Below are 22,774 nucleotides of genomic sequence, written 5' to 3' on the forward strand. Positions count from 1 at the left end.
TGAACGTGCATCACCTGGGGAAGGCATACAAATCTCGACGTGTCGTCGAGGACGTCAGCCTCAACGTGCGGCGCGGCGAGGCCGTCGGTTTGCTCGGCCCCAACGGCGCGGGCAAGACGACGGTCTTTTACATGATTACCGGCTTGGTGAAGCCGGACAAGGGCATGATCGAACTCGACGGGCACGATGTCACGGGTCTGCCGATGTACAGGCGCGCCCGCCTGGGCATTGGTTATCTGCCGCAGGAGGCCTCGATCTTTCGCGGCCTGACCGTCGAGGAGAATATCCGCGCCGTCCTTGAAATCGCGGAATCGGACCGCGAAAAACGCGCGCAGCAGTTGGAAGCCCTGCTGGAGGAATTCGACATCAAGCGCCTCCGCAAATCACCATCAATCGCGCTTTCCGGCGGCGAGCGACGGCGTTGCGAAATCGCGCGCGCGTTGGCGAGCAATCCATCGTTCATGCTGCTTGACGAACCTTTCGCCGGCATCGATCCCATTGCGGTCGGCGACATTCAGGACCTCGTCCATCATCTGAAAGGACGCGGGATCGGCGTCCTGATCACGGATCACAATGTTCGTGAGACCCTGGGACTGATCGACCGCGCATACATCATTCATTCCGGGCATGTTTTGACCGAAGGGGGGCCGGACGAGATCGTGGCCAATCCGGAGGTCCGTCGACATTATCTCGGCGAAGGATTCCGCATGTGAATCGTGTGGATTGAAAGCGCAAAAACTTTGAGATCGTTGATCCCGTGCTGGTTAACGCTGTTGTCCAGCTCCAGCTTTCGAGCAATTTTTTTCCTTGGCTGAACACGGCAAAACGGTGTACGCAAGAAACGGGCCGTTTTATCTGATCGGGTTCGTGAGTCTCAATGGCTTTATCCGCCAAAATGCTGCTCCGGCAGGGCCAATCGCTGGTGATGACGCCGCAGCTGCTGCAGGCGATCAAACTCCTGCAATATTCGAGCGTCGAACTGGCGGCCTTTGTCGAGGAGGAGCTCGAGCGCAATCCGTTGCTTGAGCGCGTTGAAGACACCCGAGACCAGCCGACCACGGGCATAGATGCGCTGGCGGAATCCCAGGACAGAGAGGCGCAGTCGGATTTTTCGTCGGGCGAGCCGCGCGAGACCGATTGGACCAGCGATCAGCTGCCGGTTTCCGGGCAAGCCCTGGCGGACAGTCTCGGGACGGATGTCGAAAACGCATTTGACGCGGACCGCGAATTGTCGCCCGCCGCGGATCAGTCCAGACTTGAATCCCTGGGAATATCGGAGACAGCCTGGTCCGGGACCTCGGGAGGCGGCGAAGGTTCGGGCGAAACCGGAAATATCGAAGCCTACATTGCGGAAGAGACGACGCTGGCGACCCATCTCGCTCGGCAACTGGCGATCGCGACGGCCGACCCCGTTAAGCGCATGATTGGTCTGGCGATCATCGATGCGCTGGATGAAGCAGGCTACCTTCGCGAACGGGTGGAGGACATCGCCCATCGCCTCGGCGCAGCAAGCAAATCGGTGGAGCACGCGCTCTCGCTCGTGCAGGGTTTCGAACCCACGGGCATTGCGGCGCGCGATCTCGCGGAATGTCTGGCCTTGCAACTGCGCGAGCTCGATCGATATGACCCCGCCATGCAGGCGATGCTCGCGAATCTGCATCTGGTCGCAAAGCGCGATTTGGCGGCTCTGAAAAAGATTTGCGGAGTCGACGAGGAGGACATCGTCGACATGCTGGCGGAAATCAGAAGGCTTGATCCGAAACCGGGCCGGGCGTTTGGGTCGACCGCTTCAGCGCTCGTCATCCCCGACGTGATCGTCAAGGCCGCCCGAGACGGCTCCTGGCTTATCGAGTTGAACGCCGAAGCCCTGCCGCGCGTCCTGGTCAACCAAACTTACGCCGCGCGCGTGTCGCGCTCGAACAATGGCGAAGACGACAGGAATTTCATCTCACAATGTTTGCAGACAGCCAACTGGCTCACCAAAAGCCTCGAACAGCGCGCGCGCACAATTCTTAAGGTCGCGGCCGAAATCGTGCGCCGACAAGACGCCTTTCTCTCCCAAGGGGTCGAATATCTGCGTCCTCTAAATCTCAAAAATATCGCCGACGCCGTCAGCTTGCACGAATCGACGGTATCGCGGGTCACCTCCAACAAATATATGAGTACGCCGCGAGGGATGTTCGAACTTAAATATTTCTTTACGGCTTCGATTGCGGCCCATGGCGGAGGCGACGCTTATTCCGCCGAAGCCGTTCGTTTTAAGATCAAGCAAATGATTGACGCCGAAGCGCCCAGCGCAGTGCTTTCCGACGACGCAATTGTCGAGAAATTGCGGGAGCACGACATTGACATTGCGCGCCGCACGGTCGCCAAATACCGTGAAAGCTTGAAAATTCCCTCCTCGGTTGAGCGGCGACGCGAGAAGCAGGGCGCGCGCTCCGCCTGACCCGAGTTAAGCACCTAAAATCCGCAGGGACGCATGGACGGGCTGAAACGGTCAGGGACAGTTGCGCCGTGCCGGGCGGCATGGCGTTATCGTCAACACCCCTCGGATTACATGTCATACGATTTCCGCACGCGCGAAAATCCGCCCTTCGCCTGAAGGATTTCCGCGCGATTTCGTTTTCGCGGATCGCGAAGCGATCTTGCGGAAACGGTATCACGCATTCGCAAGGCCCAGGCCAAACAGCCGAAGCGCAAGATCGCCGCGGGATGATTGAGCGGCGTTTCATTCCGAACGCAAAAAGCCGCCCGGAGGCGGCTTTTTGAAATCCTTGTATGTCCCAAGGAAATAATGGTCGGAGTGAGAGGATTCGAACCTCCGACCCCCTCGTCCCGAACGAGGTGCGCTACCAGGCTGCGCTACACTCCGACATTTGCCAGAGCGAACAAAACCGTCGCGCCCTGGAGGCCCGCCTTATAGCCATGAGTCGCGCGTGGGGCAAGAGGGGAAACCGCTTTCCGCGCACAGACGTTCAAGAATTTTGAAACGTCACGGCCACGCCATTATGTTAACTAACATTCCGCACGAATCAGTTCTTCTAGATGTTCCGCCGCCAGGACCCGCTTCGCATGTCAGTCGCCTCCTCCAAGCCGCTCCTTTTCGGGCTGTCGCTGGTCCTGATCGCCAGCGTCGCTCAGGCCGAAAACGTGCACGCGCGCTATCGGGTTTCGCTGATCGGCCTGCCCATCGGCGCCGCGGACGCCTCAAGCACCATCGACGACAAACATTACCGCGTCGACCTCAATGTGAAGCTGACCGGCGTCGCCAGCCTCATCTCCAACCTGAGAATGGCGCTGGCCTCGACCGGAGCGGTGCAGGGTGGCGCGCCCACGCCGCAGACCTATGCGACGACCGCGTCCAACTCCAGCGAAACCCGCACGCTGCGCATGGCGCTCGCTTCCGGCGCGGTGCGGCAGGTGCAATATTCGCCGTTCTGGGAAGAGGACAGGAGCCCCGAACACGTGCCGCTGACCGACGCGCACCGGCGCGACATCCTCGATCCGCTGTCGGCTTTCCTTCTGCCCGTTCCGCCCAACGCCAATCCCGTGGGGCCGAGCGCGTGTCGTGCGCGCGTGCCCGTCTATGACGGCTACACGCGCTTCGACGTGTCGCTCTCCTATGTCGAGACTCGCGAGGTCAGGGAAAAGGGCTATAGCGGGCCGGTCACGGTCTGCGCCGCCCGCTATACGCCGATCGCCGGACACAAGACCAGCGCCAAGGGCACGCAGTTCATGGCGCAGAACAGGGACATGGAAGTCTGGCTGGCGCCGGTCGGCCACACCCGCGTCGTGATCCCCTATCGCGTGTCGCTGATGACCCAGGTGGGCCGAATCGTCGTCGAAGCGTCGGAACTGCGCGCGTCGCCCTGATCCCTTCCCATAAGCCGTTGACAAAAGACGCCTTCGGAGTCCGCGCGGCGGTGAGGGTCGCGCGTTGACCGCCCGCGCGTCGATTCAGGATTTCGGGCTGGAGCAAGCGAGAAGCCCAACATATTGCGTGAACAAATCACGACTCCCGTACGGTCATCGATTCGACCGCGATTCGTTCGCGGTAAGTTCAACCGGGCGGTAGCACGCAGGATATGGCGGGAAGCCCCCCCAAAAAGAAAAGGGACCGCCCGGGCGGAGCGGTCCAAGTCAGGGAGGAAACGCCCATGAAAGTGGGCATCTGCGACGTGAAGTCACGTTAGCTTTATACCCAGGCCCAAGCAGCGGCGATTTGATCCAACTCAAGCCTCGCGGGTTCAAAACTGGCGCAAATTGTCGCACTGATGGCCAAAGCCGCGCGTTGCGGGGCGCGGGCGCGCAAGGCCGAAGCGATTTCCTGGCCCTTGCATTCGGCGCCGCTTCGGTTCATCCAGAACGGCGATGGCATTGAGGCTTGCTTACGGGCGCCGCGCGCTGCGTGCGCGCCTTCATCTTCGCTCCGCGTTGGGGAACGTGCGGACGGGGGCTCGTCGATGAAGCGCGCCTCTTCTCATGTCGCCGCGATTCTGGGCCCCACCAACACGGGCAAGACCCATTTCGCCATCGAGCGGATGCTCAGCCATAAAGCCGGCATGATCGGCCTGCCGCTGCGCCTGCTCGCGCGCGAGGTTTATAACCGCGTCGTCGCCAAGGCGGGGGTTGAGGCCGTCGCGCTGGTCACCGGCGAGGAAAAGATCAAGCCGCGCCATCCGCGCTACTGGGTTTCGACCGTCGAGGCCATGCCGCGCGATCTCAGCCTGCCTTTCGTCGCCATCGACGAAATCCAGCTCGCCGCCTCTTTCGATCGCGGCCATGTTTTTACCGACCGCATTCTCAACCGGCGCGGGACCGACGAAACCCTGCTCATCGGCGCTGGGACCATGCAGCCCGTGCTGGAACAGCTGTTGCCCGGCATAAGCATCCAGTCGCGACCGCGATTTTCGCAGCTCCTGTTCGCCGGCGACCGCAAAATCGCGCGGCTGCCCCGGCGCAGCGCCATTGTCACCTTTCGCGCGGAAGATGTTTATGCGATCGCCGAATGGCTGCGGCGCACGAAAGGCGGCGCGGCCGTGGTTTTGGGCGCCTTGAGCCCGCGCACCCGCAACGCCCAGATCGATCTGTATCAAAATGGCGAGGTGGATTACATCGTCGCCACCGACGCCATCGGCATGGGGTTGAACCTCGATGTCGATCACGTCGCCTTCGCCTCCGATCGCAAATTCGACGGCTACCAGTTCCGCCGGCTCAACCCCGCCGAATTCGGCCAGATCGCCGGCCGCGCCGGGCGCCACACACGCGATGGAACCTTTGGCTCGACCGGGCGCTGCCCGCCGCTCGACGAGGAGCTGGCCGGAATGATCGAGGCCCACGCCTTCGATCCCGTCACCATGTTGCAATGGCGCAACGCTACGCTGGATTTTTCGTCGCTCGAATCTCTGACCGGCTCGCTCGACCTGCTGCCGGATCGTCCGGGACTGACGCGCGCGCCGATGGCGGACGACCAGCTCGCGCTCGAAGCCGCGATGCGGGATGCGACAGTTCGTCGCCATGCCAAGACGCGCGCCGACATCGAAAGACTTTGGGACGTCTGCCAGATTCCCGATTATCGCAAGACGTCTCCGGCGGCCCACGCCGACCTGTGTCTCAGCGTTTTCGGCTATGTCGTGCGCGCCGGACGCATCCCGGACGACTGGATTTCCCGGCAGGTCGCATCGGCCGACCGGGTCGATGGCGACATCGACGCGCTGTCCGCGCGGATCAGCATTGTCCGCACCTGCGCCTTTATCGCCAATCGAAATGATTGGCTTAACGATCCAGAGCATTGGCAGGGCGTCGCGCGTCAGGTAGAGGACAGTCTGTCCGACGCCCTTCATGCGCGCCTGACCCAAAGATTTGTCGACCGGCGCGCCAGCGTCTTGATGCGCCGCCTGAGAGAGAACGCCATGTTGGAAGCCGAAATCACCGCGACGGGTCAGGTCATGGTCGAAGGGCACCATGTCGGCTCCCTATTGGGATTCTGTTTTACGCCAGACCCTTCCGCTGGAGGCGACCAGGCGAAAACCTTGAACGCCGCCGCCCAGAAAGCGCTCGCCACCGAGATCGAGGCGCGGGCGCGCCGCGTCCATGAGGCGGTGGACGACGCCTTCGTCCTCGCCAATGACGGTCTGATCCGCTGGCTCGGCGAACCCGTGGGCCGCATCACCACCGGCGACCATCTGCTGAAGCCTCGCGTAAAATTGATCGCGGACGAGTTTTTGGGCGGCTCGCAACTGGAGCAGGTTCAGGCGCGGCTCGATCTGTGGCTGGCGCAGCATGTGAAAAAACTGCTCGGGCCGCTGGAAGACCTCGAAATCGGCGACGGCCTCGAAGGCGTGGCGCGCGGCATCGCTTTCCAAATCGGCGAGGCGCTGGGCGTGCTGGAGCGCTCCAGGGTCACCGAGGAAATGAAGTCCATTTCGCAGGAGGCGCGCGCCTCGCTGCGCAAATTCGGCGTGCGCTTCGGCGCCTATCACCTTTATCTGCCGGCGCTGCTGAAGCCGGCGCCGCGCGCGCTGGCCGCGCAGCTCTGGGCGCTGCAACATGGCGGCCTGGAGACGGTGAAGGGCATCGACGAGGTCGCGCATCTCGCCTCCTCCGGCCGCACCTCCTTCGCCGCCGATCAGCAAATCAACCGCGGCCTCTATCGCGCCGCCGGTTTCCGCGTCTGCGGCGAGCGCGCCGTGCGCGTCGACATTTTGGAACGGCTCGCCGATCTGATCCGTCCGGCCATCGCCTATCGCCCCGGCGTCACCCCCGGCGAACCGCCGGCCGGCTCCGCCGACGGCGACGGTTTTGTTGTGACCGTGGCGATGACCTCGCTTGCCGGCTGCTCCGGCGAGGCTTTTGCCGGAATTCTGAAATCGCTCGGCTACGCCAGCGAACAGCGTCCCGGCCCCGCGATCACCGTCGCGCTGCTGCCCAAGGCGAGCACCGAACCGGTGAAGGTCGAAACGGCCGCGCCCGAGGACTCCGAAGCCGTGACTACGGAATCGGCGACCGAAGACGCGCCGGCTGAGGCCGCGGAGGCGGAGGCTGCGCCTGCGGTGGAGGCGCCGGTTGAAGCCGAAGCGCCGGCCGAACCGGCTCAGGCCGAGGCGGAGGCGCCTGCGGCGGAAGAGACCGCCGAGACGCAAGAAACGGTCGAAGTCGCGGCGGAAGCTGCGGCGGAGCCCGCCGAACCCGTCCTCATCGAAGTGTGGAAGCCGCATCGCCAGCACCACCACGGTCATGGTCGCCGCCCCGGCGGCGAGCAGCAGCGCCGCCATGGCGGCGGCCAGCGTCATGGTCAGGGTCGAGGCGCGCGCGCGGAAGGGACCGGCGAAGCCCCGGCCCAAGCGGAAGGCGCGCCGCGCCGCGACCGTCCCGAAGGCGGCAAGCCGCGTTTCGAGGGCAAGCGCCGATTCGAGGGCAAGTTCGACGGCAAGCGGCGCGAGGAGTCAAAGCCCGGCGAGCGTCCGCAGCAGGCGGAAAAACGCCCGCCGCGCGAGAAGAAGGCCGATCCGGATTCGCCCTTCGCCAAACTCGCGGCGCTCAAGGCCGAACTGGAAGCCAAGGGCCAGAAATAAGCGTGCTGGCGCAGGGCGTTCATCTTCGATTGAGGCGCGCCGTCGTAATTCTGTAGTCATCGTCATACAACGAAGGTGTGCGGCATTCGCCGTCACGCCTTCGTTCATTTTCAGCCGGTGGAGCGATCCGGATGTCACGCTTCGTCGCCTTCGCCTCGCTCGGGCGCCGCGCGCTTCCCAACCAGTGGGATTTCGTCTCGCTGGCGCTGGTGATCGCCGTGTTCGTCGCGGTGGCGAAGGGGTCGCTGGGCATGACCGCGCCGCTCACGGCGCCTGTCACCGTCGACCTGTCGCTCGATTACAGCAACCTGCCCTATTACGCGCTGCGGACCACCCTGCGCATGTCCGCGGCCATGGCCGCCTCGCTGCTGTTCACCTTCGTCTATGCGACCATAGCCGCGAAGAGCCGCCGCGCCGAAATGGTGTTGATTCCGCTGCTCGACGTGCTGCAATCCGTGCCGATCCTCGGGTTTCTGTCCTTCACCGTGACCTTCTTCCTCGGCCTGTTCCCCGGCTCGACGATGGGGGCGGAGCTTGCCGCGATTTTCGCCATTTTCACCAGCCAGGCCTGGAACATGGCGTTTTCCTTCTACCAGTCGCTGCGCACCGTGCCGCGCGACCTGGAGGAGGTGGCGGTCGGCTATCATTTTTCGCCCTGGCAAAAATTCTGGCAGCTTGAGGCCCCCTTCGCCATGCCGGCGCTGATCTGGAACATGATGATGTCCATGTCGGGCGGCTGGTTTTTTGTCGTGGCCTCCGAAGCCATTTCGGTGGGCGACACCACCATCAAACTGCCGGGCATCGGCTCCTATCTGGCGCTCGCCATCGACGCCAAGCGCATCGACGCGGTGTTCGCCGCCGTGGTCGCCGTGATCGTGGTGATTCTCGCTTACGACCAGCTGCTGTTTCGCCCCATCGTCGCCTTCGCCGCAAAATTCCGGGTGGAATTGTCGGCGGGAGAGGTGCAGGAGGAGAGCTGGGTTCGGCAGATTTTTCTGCGCACCCGCTTTTTGCGCGGCCTGATCGCCATTCCCGCGCGCATCCTGGCGAGCGTCGCACTGCTTCGTCTGCAGTTTGCTTTTCCCGGCGCCGGCGGGGAGCCGCAGCGCGTGACCAAGCGCGTGTTGCGGGCGCGGCTCGCCCTGTCGCGCGCCTTCGACGTCGTCTGGTTCGTCCTGATCGGGGCGATGGTCGCCTATTGCCTTGACCAGGTCTATGCCTTCGTTTCGCAAAAGCTGACGGTCGACGACCTCAAGGAGACCCTGGTCTTTACGACTTTCACGATGATTCGGGTTTTCCTGCTCATCGTGCTCGCCAGCCTGTTCTGGGTTCCCATCGCCATTTACATCGGCTTGAGGCCGCGGCTGGCGGAGAAGATACAGCCGTTGGCGCAGTTTTTGGCGGCGTTTCCGGCCAATGTCGTGTTTCCCATCGCCGTCGTGCTGGTGGTGCAATTCTCGCTGAACCCGGACATCTGGCTCTCCGGCCTGATCATTTTCGGGACGCAATGGTACATTGTGTTCAACGTCATCGGCGGCGCGATGGCCTTTCCCAACGATCTGCGCGAGGCCGTGGTGAATTACGGCATCAAGGGGCGAATCTGGTGGAAGGATGTCATTCTGCCCGGCGTGTTCCCCTATTATGTCACCGGGGCGCTGACCGCTTCGGGCGGGTCGTGGAACGCGGCCATCGTCGCCGAATATGTGAAATGGGGCGACGACAAGGTCGCCGCGCACGGCATCGGCGCCTATATCGCCCAGGCGACGGAAGCCGGCGATTATCCCAAAATCGTGCTCGGCGTCGCCGTCATGTCGATTTTCGTCATCCTGTTCAACCGCCTGCTGTGGCGGCCGCTGTTCGCCTGGGGCGAACGCAGGCTGCGCTTGAATTGAGGTCCGCCATGCTCGACCGTCCCGAAGGCGCCCTGCTGGTCCTGAAAAATGTCAGCCAGTCTTTCACCAAAGGCTCGGGCGAGCGCGATTCGCTCGTGCTCGACAATGTCTCGCTGACCCTGCAATCCGGCGAGATCGTCGGCCTGCTCGGGCGCTCCGGCTGCGGCAAGTCCACGCTGCTGCGCATTGTCGCCGGGCTGGTGACGCCGTCGAAGGGCGATGTGTCCTATCTGGGCGCGCCCGTGCACGGTCCCGTGCAGGGCGTCGCCATGGTGTTCCAGTCTTTTGCGCTGTTCCCCTGGCTGTCCGTGCTCGACAATGTGGAGATCGGGCTGCGAACCAAGGGGGTTCCGGCCGAGCAGGCGCGCCGCCGGGCGCTCGCCGCCATCGACACGATCGGCCTCGACGGGTTTGAATCCGCCTTTCCGAAAGAGCTTTCCGGCGGCATGCGGCAGCGCGTCGGTTTTGCGCGCGGGCTGGTGGTCGAGCCGAACATTCTGCTCATGGACGAGCCGTTTTCGGCGCTCGACGTGCTCACCGCCGAAACCCTGCGCACCGATCTGCTCGACCTCTGGGTCGAAGGGCGGATGCCGACCAAGAGCATTTTGATGGTCACCCACAACATCGAGGAAGCGGTGTTGATGTGCGACCGTATCGTCGTGCTGTCCTCGAACCCGGGGCGGATCTCCGCCGAAATCAAGGTCGACTTTCCGCATCCGCGCAACCGCCTCGACCCGGAATTCCGGGCGATGGTGGACCGGATTTACGCGCTGATGACCAAGCGCGCCGCGCCCGAGCGCGAAGGGGTGTTTCCCGGCATGGGGCTGGGCATGGCGCTGCACAATGTCTCCACCAACACGCTCGCCGGCATGATCGAGGAGATCGCGGCGCCGCCCTACAATGGCAAGGCCGACCTGCCCGCGCTCGCCGACAGTTTGAACATGGAGATCGACGACCTGTTTCCCGTGGCGGAAACCCTGCAATTGCTGCGCTTCGCCGAAGTGGCGGAAGGCGATATCCGGCTCACCTATGCCGGGATGAAATTTTCCGACGCCGAAGTCGATGCGCGCAAAAAACAGTTCGGCGACCATGTGCTGGCTTACGTCCCGCTCGCCGCGCGGATTCGAAAAGTGCTGGACGAACGCCGCTCGCACACCGCGCCCGCCACCCGCTTCCAGAGCGAGCTGGAGGATTATATGTCCGAGGAGCGCGCCGAGGACACGCTTAAGGGGGTCATCACCTGGGGCCGCTACGGGGAGTTGTTTGCCTTCGATGAGGGGTCGCAGACGTTTAGTTTGGAAAATCCCGGCGGGGAGTAGGGGGGCGGTCCGCGCTTGAGAGGTTGAGGCGGATCGCCAGCGGGCGTGACGCGAGAGATCGGGGTGCGTTTGGCAGCTCGATCTTGTTGGGCAGGGACTGCAGTATAGCTACATGAAGCTGCGGAAATCGTAGATACTGTCTATGATCTCTGGGTTCTGCTGAACGATATCAGCAAATGTTTTCGAGTACCCGAGTGTGACTGGAAGCTTTTTGTAAAGCGTGTTGTTGTTCCAATCCATTTTTGTAAGGCCGATGATACCAGCGCACGTATCGTGCCATCCTCCGCTGCCAGTAAATCTGCGAACAAGAACCGGAGACGGCGTTGGCTTTAGCGCCCCCTCCTTATAAAGGTCATACGCGGAATTTTTTAAGTTTACGCCTTGCACGCTACCCTGCGTCCACAGAAGCGCCTCGTCTTTCTCAACAGGAATGTAAGTTCCCCGGCTGACCGGATAGCCAAATGGTAGCGGAGGCCTTGCTGAGTTGAACCTGATGCCCTTCCAGCTTACGCCCTTGACGATCTGCACAAGCTCAACTTCGGTCCCGTCGCGGAAGCTGTCAAGCGCCCCTAAAATCTCCTCTTCCTTGAACTCCGTATTTTTGTGAATGGTGATCTTCTTCGGTAGCCTGCCAAAATAGCCGCGCTGATAAATTTCGAGACTGCGCGAGAGCACTGACTGCATTTCGTAGTATGATAGGTAAGGATTTTTGCTTCTGTCTTGTGTGAACTCGCGTGCGTCGTAGGCGACAAACTGAAAGCCCGTGCCATCAGGGTCGAACACCTGACTACAACAGGTGCTGTATTCCGTACCGGAAGCGAGCCGCTTCATGGCGTAGCTGATGCCGATGAATGCCTCATCCGGGTTCAAGCCTGTGAGCTTCCAGGGTACGCCGCCCGCCTTCGCGTAGATGGCAACGCTCAGTCCCCACATCACGTTTGATCGGCAAGCGCGATCAAAACTTGCCTGACGCAGAATCTGAACCGGGATGTTGGAGGGCGCGCAGAACGCCTTCAGGTAATCGTGGAAGTCAAAGTCCTTATCCTCGAAGCATGCCGCCCAGGAAGGCGGCAGGTAAATTAGTGCAACGTCAAAGCGCAAGCGGACAGGGCGAAGCTTCGCAATACATTGGAGAAGGCCGCGAGCAAGGGCACGCTTGTCTTGCTCTCGGGCATGAGTATCGAGTTCGTCCGGGAATGCGAAGACAAGATCGTCACTCACGGGAGCAATCGGAACGCGAAACACTTTTCCAAAGCCAGGATAGTCTGGATAATACTTGGGCACTTCACGCGTTTTCGCGCCAATTCCAAGCTCAGCCACAAGCCCACGCAACTGACGCATTTTCGCGCCCGGCGCGAGCAAGGCGAAGCGAACGGATGCCGGCGTGCCGTATTTCAGGCCATACGGCCCGTGGCGGATCAGTCCCCGCAGCGGGTGCTTGTCAAGCCCGCCCTGCGCGAACATCAGGTCTGGCTCGGGAATGGTCGCGTATCCCGAGAGTTCACTGCAATGCGCCGTCATGATGCCAGCCTGCGCGTGTATGCCGTTCGCGTCTGCAAGCTGAAGACCGGCCTTTCGGCGGGTGAACCGCTTTCATGTGTAGCAACCGTGAAAGCTGTCGTGCGATCATGGTCGCCAAGCAGCACCGAAAGCCAGCCATCGAGGATGCTATTGTAGAGTCTATTGTATCGCTCCCCGCGCCGCCTATCGAGAAAGTCTGCGGCTAGTGGACGGGCGCGGGTTGGCCAAATCCAGATGTCCGGGTCAAGAAGGAGCCAGCTTCTTCCATCTAACACCTGAATTGAGATGCGAAGGGCTTCAGCCCAAAAGACTTTTTCCGGCTGCGGATTCTCCTCGTCGGTCAGCGTGAACAGACCAGCAATTGACCCCGTCGTCTTTCCGACAACGCTTTGCAACGGCGACAGCGCAATTTGATCGGCGCTGTGTGCGTCCGCAATCAAACTTGAGCCCGACTTGTTCGTTCGGGTGAGCAGCGGCCTCCTGCGTGCTAGGGCCTTGCAGATAGCCTCTTCGAGGAACTGCTTCATATAGAGGTGATTACCCAGATCGGCGGTCTTGCCCGAAATATCGTAAGCGGAGACGGACACCACGTCCGTAAAGTGGCCGCGGATGAGTGCTTCTTCACCCCAACACAATGTCGTGTCGGATTTGGTGAAAATCAGCTTGCCTTCATTCGCGCTCGCCGCGGAGCGCAGGTCGTTCCACTCCTTCGGGCTTGCAAACTCGACCGCTTGGCATTCCTTCGGCAGGCCGATGATCGGCAGCGCATTCATTCTTATGATTTGCCCTTTGCCCGGAGCTGGCAAAGGGATGTCAACATTCGCACGTTGGCTCTTCTGAACCTTCGCGTTGATCTCCGGCTCCTTGCTGCCCATGTTGCGCCAAAGACGGAGCATCAAAGCATCGAAGGTGTCCACTTCAACGAACGATGCCTTAACCCCGATGCGCGCCGCCTCTTCGAGCAAGCGGTCGACAGTTGGCAAGACAGGCGCGTTCTTCATGCCCGTCCAATAAAGGCCGTGAGGAAATGGATTCGGCGTTGCAAGCACGGAATGCAGGAGAGACATGACACTCTCGTCCCTCCCGCTATAGCCAGAAACTATGAAGCCAAAACGATTTGCCGCATTCAATAGCCCTTTAGACAAATCCTCGTTTTGGGTAGCGAGGTCGCTTCGCAAATTCTTGATGCTATCGTACCTGAAGTCACCGTGCAGCTTGCAGTAAAACGGAAACTCTTCATTGCTGATGGCGCTGTTCGCCGATTCTGCTCCTTCGAGATGGTAAGCCGAAATCGACCTGCCGCTTACTTCCGCGACGGCTCGTTCGACGACACTATCAAAATTGGTGGTGAACACCGCGCGGGTCCGCCCTGTAGCCAAGAGTGCCCCCAAGACACGATTGCCAACAGAAAGCGTTACCTTTTCTTCGGATAGCATGGCGGCCAGGTACTGGCGCTGCCGCTCCTTGTCATCGCCAAATATATTCTCAAAATATTTGGTGTATTCGGTTGGATCGCCCTCCGACGGAAAGCCTTTGGATTCCAGATAGCTCTGGATACGAGTTCGTATCGATCCGATCTGTACATCCTGCCGGGAGATTTCTTGATTCTCCTCGCGGCAATATTGTCGCCGCTTCAAGTCCCAGATGATGTCCCATGCTGTCGGTAGGCCAGCGACTGCGGAAGTACCCGCTCCGATGAACCAGGCAAACTGCTGGGGTTTCGCGCAGAAAACGCTCGTGAGCTCAAATTGGTCCGTCATATTGCTTTCCAGCGCAGTGACTCGCACGCCGCGCCCAAGAACTATTTAGAACAGAGATGGCACGTGCTGTCACGCTAGCGAGATGGGGCCCTTCGTCCGGCCTTCACGTTCGAATCCTCGCGGAGGCAAAGCGCGCCACGGCTCTGACGTCCGCTCGTCGGCGCAAAATTGCCGTGTTAGATGCTGCGCATGACGGTCAGCAATCAGCCGCTAACCAACAAAGCCGCTCAAAGCGTCGTGGTCTTGTTCTGGCATCTTTTCACTGGCGCGCGAGTGCGCTTTTTCAGGAATTTTCTATTTAGGGTTGAAACGTATCCGCGCAAAACTGCGTAAAACTGATGATTTTGTGAAAGAAACACGCGATTTTTGACGAAAAACACGCGATTTTTGGGTCTGCACGTTGTCGGTTGTGCTGGCGCCGATGCGGGCGATGGTCGCTCGCCGCGCTCCTCCCTTGTCGACTTGGGGTACAAAATATCGTTTTTTAATAGAGAGTTGTGAAGGACGACTCGATCTCGTCCCTCCGTTTCACGTGAAACAAAATATGAACATCATTCTGACATATTTAGGGATTCGCCGCGTTTTGCGGTTTTCACTTTTCGCGAAAAACCGTTTTCCGCACTCTTTGGTCCGTCCTGCGCGCGAAAAGTTCGTTCAGTCGTCAGCGCGGCGGCCGATAAAACGCACCGTGATCGGATAGCCCGCCGCGCTCGCCGCCATGCTCTTCGAAAAATTCAGCGGCGAACAGGTTTTGATTGCGTCGAGGATCGACGCCCGCACCGCGTCCCGGCTGCTTCCGCTCGCCTTGACATAGGTGGTGCGCGGCGTCCCCGAAACCTCGCCGCGGCTGTTGAACGAAAATTTTATGGTGATCTCCACTGTCTCGCCCTTGGGCGGCAGCGGCGGCGACCAGCAGGTTGCCAAATGGTCCACCGCTTGACGCGGGCGGCCGATCACCGCATTCGAGCGCGCCGCGTCCTTGTCCCGGTCCTCGTGCAGGATTTTTGTCGCCGTCATCGTCATGCCGCCGGGAAAATAGGTGGCGCCGCCTCCGCCGCCGCCGCTCGGCGCGCGCAGGGCGGGCGACGGGCTCGGTTCGTATTTCGTCGGCGGCAGCGGCTTATAAAGGGTCGGCGGCGGCGGCGGCGGCAGGATTTGCGGCTGATAGGGCGCGACGGGCGGGGGATAGGGAAAGTCCGGATTGCCCGCGCGCGCAGGCGTCGCCAACAGCGCCGGGATGAGGCCGAGGGCGATGCCGCCGCGCAGCCGTCGCCAAAAATGTTTTTTGGATGGTGACACCGCAATCCCCTTTTCGCTGCGGCCTTGGCCCTCGTCCTTCGAGACAGCCGCTTCGCGGCTTCCTCAGGATGAGGGCTACGCGCCTGCTGCGCAGGCTCCCCAGGATGACGGCTCGGCCTTGTTGTCGTAACGCACAGCGGGCGGCTTACGCCTTCTCGCGCAAGATGCGCCGAATGATCTTTCCGCTGGTGGTCAGCGGCAGCTCCGCCGCGAATTCGATCTCGCGCGGGTATTCGTGGGCGGAGAGCCTTGTTTTGGCGTGGTCCTGAATTTCCTTCGCCAGTTCCGGCGACGGCTCGAAGCCGGGATTGAGCACGACAAAAGCCTTGACGATCTCGCCGCGCAAGGCGTCGGGCTTGCCCACCGCCGCCGCATTGGCGACGGCGGGGTGGCGCAACAGGCCGTCCTCGATCTCGTTGGGGCCGATCCGGTAGCCGGCGGAGGAGATGACGTCGTCGTCGCGGCCGAGGAAGAAGACATAGCCGTCGCTGTCGCGCCGCGCCCGGTCGCCGGTCAGCATCCAGTCGCCTAAAAATTTTTCGGCGGTGGCTTCGGGGCGCTTCCAATAGTTTAGGAGCATCACGGGGTTGGGGCTGCGGATGGCGATCTCGCCGACTTCGTCGTCGTCGCATATCGAGCCGTCGGGGCGAATCACCGTGGTGTCGTGGCCAGGGACCGGTTTGCCGATGGCGCCGGCGCGGTTCACGTCCCACAGCGCCGAGGAGGCCAGGACGAGGTTCACCTCGGTTTGGCCGTAGGATTCGTTGATGGTCAGGCCGAGTTGCTCGCGGCCCCAATGAAACGTTTCGGCGCCCAGCGATTCGCCGCCGGTGTTCACGGTGCGCAAGGGAAAGCCGTATTTCGCGCGGGGGTTGGGGACCGAGCGCAACATGCGCAGGGCGGTCGGCGGGATGTAGGAGTTGCGAATGCCGTGTTTCGCCATCAGCGCGAAGGCGGCTTCGGGATCGAATTTGCGGAGATGGCGGGCGACCACGGCGACGCCGTAATGCAGCGAGGGCATGAGCACGTTGAGCAGGCCGCCGGCCCAGGCCCAATCGGCGGGCGTCCACATGAGGTCGCCGGGCTGGGGAAAGCCGTCGTGGGGCATCTGCACGCCCGGCAGGTGGCCGAGCAGGACGCGATGGGCGTGCAGGGCGCCCTTGGCGAGCCCGGTGGTGCCGGAGGTGTAGATCATCAGCGCCGGGTCTTCGGCCAGGGTGTTGACCGGGGTGAAGTTTTCCGACTCGGCGGCTATGGCGGCGAAGAAATCGTCCGCGCCCGGGGCCGCGCCGTCGAGGCACAGGACCACTTGCAGGTCCGGCAGTTTGCCGCGGATGTCCTGGACTTTGGCGAGGCCCGGCGCGTCACAGATCAGCGCGCGCGTTCCCGAATCGGCGAGGCGATAGGCCAGCGCGTCCGGGCCGAACAGGCTGGCGAGCGGCAGGGCGATGGCGCCGAGCTTGTAGATGGCGATGTGCGCCGCCGCGACATGGCGCGACTGCGGCAGCAGCAGCGCGACGATGTCGCCGCGCCCGACCCCGCGCCGGCGCAACGCCAGGGCGATCCGGTTCGATTCGGCGCGCAGGGCGGCAAAACTGAAGGGGCGCGGTTCGTCGTTGGCGTCGATCTCGATGATCGCGGGGCGCTCCGGGTCGACCGCCGCCCAGCGGTCGCAGACATCGACCCCCATGTTGTAATGAGTCGGAATCGCCCAGGCGAAATTTTTGTAGTTCGCCTCGTAGGCCTTGCTCCCGGTCATGTTCGCGCCTCAACCCCAAATGAAACCTGTTGCAGGTAGACCATATTTTTAAACGTTGTCTTCACCTTTTCACAATTTAACTAGTCCGGTGCTATAAGGCGGCATGGCGCGCACCCCTGACAAGCGGCTCCCCGCCCCCCAGGGCTCGGCCGCGCAGAGCAAGAGTTTTTGACCCGTCCGGCGGAACCGGATGCGAATGTTTCGAGGCCGGGAGCCGGACACAACATGAAGCCAGCCGTCATTTTGGTGGGCGCCGACAAGGGTGGTGTGGGCAAGACCACCGTCTCGCGCGCCCTGCTCGATTATCTGGCCGCCAACACCATCCTCACCCGCGCCTTCGACACCGAATCGCCGCGCGGCACGCTGAAGCGCTTCCACGGGCCGGTGACGGAAGTGGTCGACATCGCCGAGACGTCGGACCAGATGCGCATTCTCGACACGCTGAATTCCGCGCAGATCAAGGTGAGCGTGATCGACACCCGCGCCGGCGCGCTCGGGGCCACGCTGCGGGCGCTGCGCGACGTGGGTTTTCTGGATGCGGTCAAGGCGGGCGAATTCAGCTTCACCCTGATGCATGTGCTCGGCCCCTCCATCGCCTCGCTGGACGAGATCGCGGAGACCGCGCCGTTCATCGACAGCGCCCATTATTTTCTGGTGAAAAACCACATCAACGCCACGACATTTTTCGAATGGGACCCGGTCACCAACCGCAAATATTTCGAAAAAGTGAATCCTTCGGGCGAGATCATCATCCCCAAGCTCGATGAAATGGCCTGCGAGCAGGTTGAAATCGCGGGAACTTCGTTTTCGACCTTCGTCGCCAATAAGACGGCCAGCGGCGAACCCGCCAACGCCTCCTTCGTGCTGCGCGGCTACGTGCGCACCTGGCAAGCCCGGATCGCGGAAGAACTGAACCGCGTGCGGCTGCTCGACCTGCTCGCTCAACGGTGATGTGACATGCAGGCTGGGCGGGATTGGCGCGGGCCGGACGGCTCGCCTGATGACGCCGAAGAGACGCGGCCGCCGCGGAGCTATGTGTTCATCTGCTGCGCGCCGCACGGACGCGTCGGGGTCAGCACAACGGCGCGGCTGTTGTCCGATTATTTCCTCGCCTCGCGGCGCGGTTTTGTCGGGTTCGACGCCGATCCGCACGAGCCCGATTACGCCCCGCGCTTCTCCGGACGGGTGCAGAATGTCGATCTTGCCTCGACGCAGGGACAGATCGCCATGATCGACCGCCTGCTCGTCCCCGACGGCGAGGCCAAGATCATCGATCTCTGGAGCCGGTCCTATGACCGCTTCTTTACGCTGGTTCAGGACATCGGCTTTGTGGAGGAGGCGCGCAGCAAGAACGTCGAGCCCGTCATCCTGTTTCACGCCGATGCCTCGCAAGGCTCGCCGTCCGCCGCCTGGAGCCTCGCCAATGCGTTGCCGACGGTCGAGACTTTGCTCACCTATAATGAAGGCGCGGCGCCGCTCGGCCCCGACGCGCACGACAAGCTCGCGCTCTATCCGCCGCACCGGCGCATCAAAATCGGCGCGCTGGACACGCTGGTCAGCCGCGCCTTGCAACCGCCCGACCTCTCGTTGTCCTGGCTGCTGATCGAGCCGCCGTCGGACATGTCGCTGGTTGTGCGCGCCGGCCTGAAGAGCTGGCTGACGCCGATCTTCTCGCAGTTCCGCGCCTTCGAAATGCGCCGCGCGCTGGAAGAGGCGACCTGGCTGATCTAGTGGCCGCCCGGTGGCCGGACGGGCGCTGGTTTTTGTTTGAACGCAATTTCGCTGACGCGGCCCGCCGGGGCTTCACGCGAACCGGGATCCGCTTCGCTCGAAAATGCTCTGGCGCATGGTTTGGACGCGAGGCGCACGCTATCCTGACCCATGTCCGGGCCCAATTTGCTTTTTTGCGGCCACGATCCGTCGAATTCGCCGATTGCTTCGCCCCGCGCGGCACGGTTAATGCTTTATTAAACGTGCAACGTCCAAAATTGCGTCGAGCGTATGGAGTGGGGTTCGATGTTCGATCGCATCAGGCAGTTTGTCGAAGAGCTCACAAGCGCACAGCCGAGCGAACGTGAGTTGGGCGACACCGAACTGCGCGTCGCCTCGGCGGCGCTGCTGGTGCATGTCGCCGAGGTCGACGGGTTTTTCAGCGAGTCCGAACGCCGCGCCCTACTGCTGCTGTTGCAGCAGCGATTCGACGTCAGCGAGGCGCAGGCGCAAGAGCTGATGGAGGCCGGGCGCCGGAGCGATCGCGAGGCGGTGGACCTTTACGGATTCACCTCCGTGCTCAAGGACGCGTTGAGCCTGCCCGAACGCCGCCGCATGGTCGAGATGATGTGGACCGTCGCCTATGCCGACGGCGAACTCGCGGAATTCGAGGAAAACGTCATCTGGCGCGTGTCCGAACTTTTGGGCGTCCCCTCGCGGGACCGCATCGCGCTGCGCCAGAAGGTGCGCGGCGATTTCGGCCTGGATCCGCTGGCGCCGGCGCCCTGGGACATCAACGCCGGGGAGAGCAAAGCTTGAGCGCGCAACGAAAAATCATGCTGATCACCGGCGCTTCAGGCGGCATTGGCGCCGATCTGGCGCGCCATGCCGGACTGAAGGGGCATGATCTCGCGCTGGTCGCCCGCAACAGGGAGGCTCTCGACGCGCTCGCCGACGAGATCGCCCGCTATCCCGGCCGCACCGCGCCCCGCCCGCTGGTTCTGGACTACGATCTCGCCGCCCCCGAAGCGCCCGCGGCCGTGGAGGATTTGCTGGCGCTGGCCGGCGCGAGCGTCGAAATCCTCGTCAACAACGCCGGCTATGGCCTGATCGGTTCGGCGGCGGAGAGCGACCGCGCCGCGCAACTCGGCATGATCGACCTCAACATCCGGGCGCTGACGGAGCTCAGCCTGCGTTTTTCCGCGGATTTGATCGCCAACAAGGGCCGGCTCCTCAATGTCGCCTCGGTCGCGGCCTACATGCCCGGTCCCGGAATGGCGGTCTATTACGCGAGCAAGGCCTATGTTCTGTCCTTCACCGAAGCCCTGTCGAAGGAGCTGGAGCCGCACGGGGTCACGGTCACGGCGCTGTGTCCCGGTCCCGTGCCCACCGGTTTTGGCGCGCGCGCCGGTTTCGGTGGCATGATGGACTGGATCAAATTCTTCCAGCTCTCGCCGGAAGCCGTGGCAGAGGCCGGTTACAACGCGATGATGGCCGGCAAGCGCGTCGAAATCCCCGGTCTGTTCACAAAGCTCACGATCGGGGCCATCGCCGTCATGCCGAAGTCGCTGCTGCTCGACAATGTCGCCGCCGTGCAATTGCGCCGCAAGAGGGAGGTCGGCAAGGAATGAATTTTTGCGCTTCCCCATCCTGGTCGCAATACAAGCCGGTCCTCGTCGTTCTTCATGGCGAACAATCGACTCCGGGGCGCATCGGACGCCTGTTGCGCGAACTGGGGGCGCCGCTCGACATCCGCCGCCCGCGCTTCGGCGACCCCTTGCCGGAAAACCTTCATGATCACGCCGGCGCGGTGTTTTTTGGTGGCCCGATGAGCGCCAATGACGAGGAAGACTGGCTGAAGCGCGAAATCGACTGGCTGGCGGCGCCCCTCAAGGAAAACAAGCCCTATCTCGGCATCTGCCTCGGCGCGCAGTTGTTGGCGCGCCAACTCGGCCAGAAGGTGGACGCCCATCCCGAAGGCAAGGTGGAAGTCGGCTATTATCCGATCCATCCCACCGAAGACGGGCGCGGACTCTGCGAGTCCCCTTTTCCCAACCGGGTCTATCAATGGCACCGCGAAGGTTTTGCCTGTCCCAAGGGCGCGGTTCTGCTCGCCGAGGGCGAGGATTTCGAGGCGCAGGCGATCCGGGTGGGCGAAAAGGCGTTCGGGCTCCAGTTCCACCCGGACGTGACCTACGAAATGATCTGCCGCTGGACCATCACGTCGCTCGATCGCATGAATCACCCCGGCGCCCAGAGCCGCCAGCGCCACATCGACGGCTGGTTCCAGCACGACCGATCGATCGCGCGCTGGACGATAGAGTTTTTGAAACGCTGGCTGGGCGCGCCCGATTTCAAGCGGATGGCGCCGGCGGAATGACCCGGCCGCCTCTTCTGTTCCGGGGCGTTTGCAACAGGGCTGGGGCTTGATCTCGCGGTTCGCGCTCAACATCTAGGCTTGAGACGCCGCCGCAACAATGGAGCCGCCCTTGCCGAGGACAAAACGATGATCGCGCCCATTCTGGCCGTGGCGGGCGTCGCCTTGTCCCTCCTGGTCTATTCTCCCGACAAGCCCCGCGCCGAGCTTGAGGCCGCCTATCCCGGCGTCTACCGCACTGTCGACGGCGTGCGGCTGCGCCTGCGCGACACCGGGCCGCGCAACGCCCCCGTGGTGATCCTGCTGCACGGGTTCGGCTCGAGTCTCGACACCTGGGAGCCCTGGGCCGAAAAACTTTCGCAGCGTTATCGCGTCATCCGCTTCGATTTGCCCGGTTTCGGACTGACCGGCGCGGACCCGACAGGCGACTACAGCGACGAGCGTGAAATCAAGATTCTCGCCGATCTGATGGACCAGCTCGGCGTCTCCCGCGCCAGTCTGATCGGAAATTCGCTCGGCGGGCGCATCGCCTGGAATTTTGCGGCTCAGCATCCGGGCCGCGTCAGCCGCATGGTGCTGATCTCTCCGGATGGTTTTGCCAGCGCCGGTTTTGAATACGACAAGGCGCCGGAAACGCCGCTGGTCATGCGGGCGCTGCCCTATGTCACGCCGCGCCCCGTGTTGCGCGAAACGCTGGCCGCCGCCTACGCCCGCCCGGAAGCGCTGAGCGACGAGACGGTGACGCGTTATCACGACCTGATGCTGGCGCCCGGCGTGCGCGAGGCGATCCTGGCGCGGATGGAGCAGGTGAGGCTGCGCGACCCCGCGCCGACGCTCGCCCGCATAAAAATTCCCACCCTGCTGGTTTGGGGCGAGAAGGATGCGATGATCCCGATCAGCAATGCGGACGATTATCTGCGCGATCTGCCGCATGCCAAACTGGTGCGCCTGCCGGACCTCGGCCACGTGCCGTTCGAGGAAAACCCCGCCGCGTCGCTGGCGCCGGTGCAGGATTTTCTCGCGGGCAAAACCGGTTAATTCGTCAGCACCAGCGCCCAGAACACTTGATATCTCGCGTGCGGATTATAGACGGCCGCGATTCCCATCCGCGTCATGCCGGGCGCCAGCATGTTGGCATTGTGCGGCTTTGAATCCCGCCATCCCGAAAAGGCTTCGGCGACGGTGTGATAGCCGGCCGAGACATTTTCCACCGCCTTCGACTTGGCGAATCCGGCGCGGTTGAGACGCTCGGTCAGCGAGCCCCGCACTTCATGGCTGAGCTTGTCGGCGCCGGCCATGGCCTCGGCCTGCCGGCGCGCCTCCTCCATCAGCGCGGGATCGACGGTCAACGGCTCCAGTCCGTGATTGCCGCGATAGAGCGAGATCATTTCGGCCGCGCCTTGCGCGTCGATCTTTGCGCCCGGCTTGGCCATGGAGGCATAGAAACCTGGCGTCGCCGGCGGAGAGGGCGGCGCGGGCTTGTCAAACGTTTCGGCGGCGCAACCGGCGAAGGCCAGCAGCGCGGCGAGCGTGGGAATTTTGGAAAGGGTCATGGTCGAGGGT

16 protein-coding genes, 1 tRNA gene and 1 pseudogene are annotated in these 22,774 nt (G+C 62.5%); 12 read left to right on the plus strand and 6 right to left on the minus strand.

Annotated features, from left to right (window positions below):
- Nucleotides 1–5: 5 nt before the first annotated feature.
- Both lptB and rpoN read left to right on the plus strand, forming a co-directional pair.
- Nucleotides 6–713, plus strand: a pseudogene (gene lptB, locus GJ654_RS06380) (LPS export ABC transporter ATP-binding protein); the annotation flags it as partial.
- A 164-nt stretch (nt 714–877) separates the two neighbouring features.
- Nucleotides 878–2,446 carry an RNA polymerase factor sigma-54 gene (gene rpoN, locus GJ654_RS06385; protein WP_155445314.1) on the plus strand — a complete coding sequence of 523 codons (1,569 nt, stop codon included), beginning with the start codon at nt 878–880 and terminating at the stop codon, nt 2,444–2,446.
- Nucleotides 2,447–2,795: 349 nt separating this feature from the next.
- Here the strand turns inward: rpoN and GJ654_RS06390 are convergent.
- A tRNA-Pro gene (locus GJ654_RS06390) sits at nt 2,796–2,872 on the minus strand.
- A gap of 200 nt (nt 2,873–3,072) precedes the next feature.
- Here GJ654_RS06390 and GJ654_RS06395 point away from each other — a divergent pair.
- From GJ654_RS06395 to GJ654_RS06410, 4 genes are all read left to right on the plus strand, one after another.
- Complete coding sequence (locus GJ654_RS06395; protein WP_155445315.1) at nt 3,073–3,873, plus strand: DUF3108 domain-containing protein; 801 nt, start codon at nt 3,073–3,075, stop codon at nt 3,871–3,873.
- A gap of 590 nt (nt 3,874–4,463) precedes the next feature.
- Nucleotides 4,464–7,574, plus strand: a complete 3,111-nt coding sequence (locus GJ654_RS06400) for a helicase-related protein (RefSeq protein ID WP_196305453.1) — start codon at nt 4,464–4,466, stop codon at nt 7,572–7,574.
- A gap of 131 nt (nt 7,575–7,705) precedes the next feature.
- A complete protein-coding gene (locus tag GJ654_RS06405) occupies nt 7,706–9,466 on the plus strand; it encodes an ABC transporter permease (RefSeq protein ID WP_155445317.1) in 1,761 nt (586 codons plus the stop codon).
- A gap of 8 nt (nt 9,467–9,474) precedes the next feature.
- The gene (locus GJ654_RS06410; protein ID WP_155445318.1) at nt 9,475–10,785 is read left to right on the plus strand and encodes an AAA-associated domain-containing protein; all 1,311 of its coding nucleotides are present in this window, start codon (nt 9,475–9,477) and stop codon (nt 10,783–10,785) included.
- A gap of 108 nt (nt 10,786–10,893) precedes the next feature.
- Here GJ654_RS06410 and GJ654_RS06415 read toward each other — a convergent pair whose 3' ends face one another.
- From GJ654_RS06415 to GJ654_RS06430, 4 genes are all read right to left on the minus strand, one after another.
- On the minus strand, nt 10,894–12,306 hold the full coding sequence (locus GJ654_RS06415; RefSeq protein ID WP_155445319.1) for an argonaute/piwi family protein: 1,413 nt from the start codon (nt 12,304–12,306) through the stop codon (nt 10,894–10,896).
- A complete protein-coding gene (locus GJ654_RS06420) occupies nt 12,303–14,066 on the minus strand; it encodes an SIR2 family protein (protein ID WP_155445320.1) in 1,764 nt (587 codons plus the stop codon). Before GJ654_RS06420 ends, GJ654_RS06415 begins: the two co-directional genes overlap by 4 nt.
- A gap of 654 nt (nt 14,067–14,720) precedes the next feature.
- Nucleotides 14,721–15,365 carry a hypothetical protein gene (locus GJ654_RS06425; RefSeq protein ID WP_155445321.1) on the minus strand — a complete coding sequence of 215 codons (645 nt, stop codon included), beginning with the start codon at nt 15,363–15,365 and terminating at the stop codon, nt 14,721–14,723.
- Between the two features lie 145 nt (nt 15,366–15,510).
- Complete coding sequence (locus GJ654_RS06430; RefSeq protein WP_155445322.1) at nt 15,511–17,124, minus strand: AMP-binding protein; 1,614 nt, start codon at nt 17,122–17,124, stop codon at nt 15,511–15,513.
- A 225-nt stretch (nt 17,125–17,349) separates the two neighbouring features.
- Between GJ654_RS06430 and GJ654_RS06435 the strand changes: the two genes are divergently transcribed.
- From GJ654_RS06435 to GJ654_RS06460, 6 genes are all read left to right on the plus strand, one after another.
- On the plus strand, nt 17,350–18,075 hold the full coding sequence (locus tag GJ654_RS06435) for a hypothetical protein (protein WP_155445323.1): 726 nt from the start codon (nt 17,350–17,352) through the stop codon (nt 18,073–18,075).
- Nucleotides 18,076–18,081: 6 nt separating this feature from the next.
- Entirely contained in the window at nt 18,082–18,855 is a 774-nt protein-coding gene (locus GJ654_RS06440; protein ID WP_246664636.1) for a hypothetical protein, read from the plus strand.
- A gap of 285 nt (nt 18,856–19,140) precedes the next feature.
- Entirely contained in the window at nt 19,141–19,653 is a 513-nt protein-coding gene (locus GJ654_RS06445; RefSeq protein WP_155445324.1) for a TerB family tellurite resistance protein, read from the plus strand.
- A gap of 17 nt (nt 19,654–19,670) precedes the next feature.
- The gene (locus tag GJ654_RS06450; RefSeq protein WP_155445523.1) at nt 19,671–20,465 is read left to right on the plus strand and encodes an SDR family NAD(P)-dependent oxidoreductase; all 795 of its coding nucleotides are present in this window, start codon (nt 19,671–19,673) and stop codon (nt 20,463–20,465) included.
- The gene (locus GJ654_RS06455; RefSeq protein WP_155445325.1) at nt 20,462–21,214 is read left to right on the plus strand and encodes a glutamine amidotransferase; all 753 of its coding nucleotides are present in this window, start codon (nt 20,462–20,464) and stop codon (nt 21,212–21,214) included. The genes GJ654_RS06450 and GJ654_RS06455 overlap by 4 nt, the downstream gene beginning before the upstream one ends.
- Before the next feature lie 126 nt (nt 21,215–21,340).
- Complete coding sequence (locus GJ654_RS06460) at nt 21,341–22,249, plus strand: alpha/beta fold hydrolase (RefSeq protein ID WP_155445326.1); 909 nt, start codon at nt 21,341–21,343, stop codon at nt 22,247–22,249.
- On the opposite strand, the gene GJ654_RS06465 is transcribed toward GJ654_RS06460, so the two are convergent.
- Nucleotides 22,246–22,764 carry a CAP domain-containing protein gene (locus GJ654_RS06465; protein WP_155445327.1) on the minus strand — a complete coding sequence of 173 codons (519 nt, stop codon included), beginning with the start codon at nt 22,762–22,764 and terminating at the stop codon, nt 22,246–22,248. The two genes, GJ654_RS06460 and GJ654_RS06465, sit on opposite strands and share 4 nt — an antisense overlap.
- Nucleotides 22,765–22,774 lie beyond the last annotated feature (10 nt).

It is taken from the genome of Rhodoblastus acidophilus (assembly GCF_009720655.1).
GTDB lineage: Bacteria > Pseudomonadota > Alphaproteobacteria > Rhizobiales > Beijerinckiaceae > Rhodoblastus > Rhodoblastus acidophilus_A.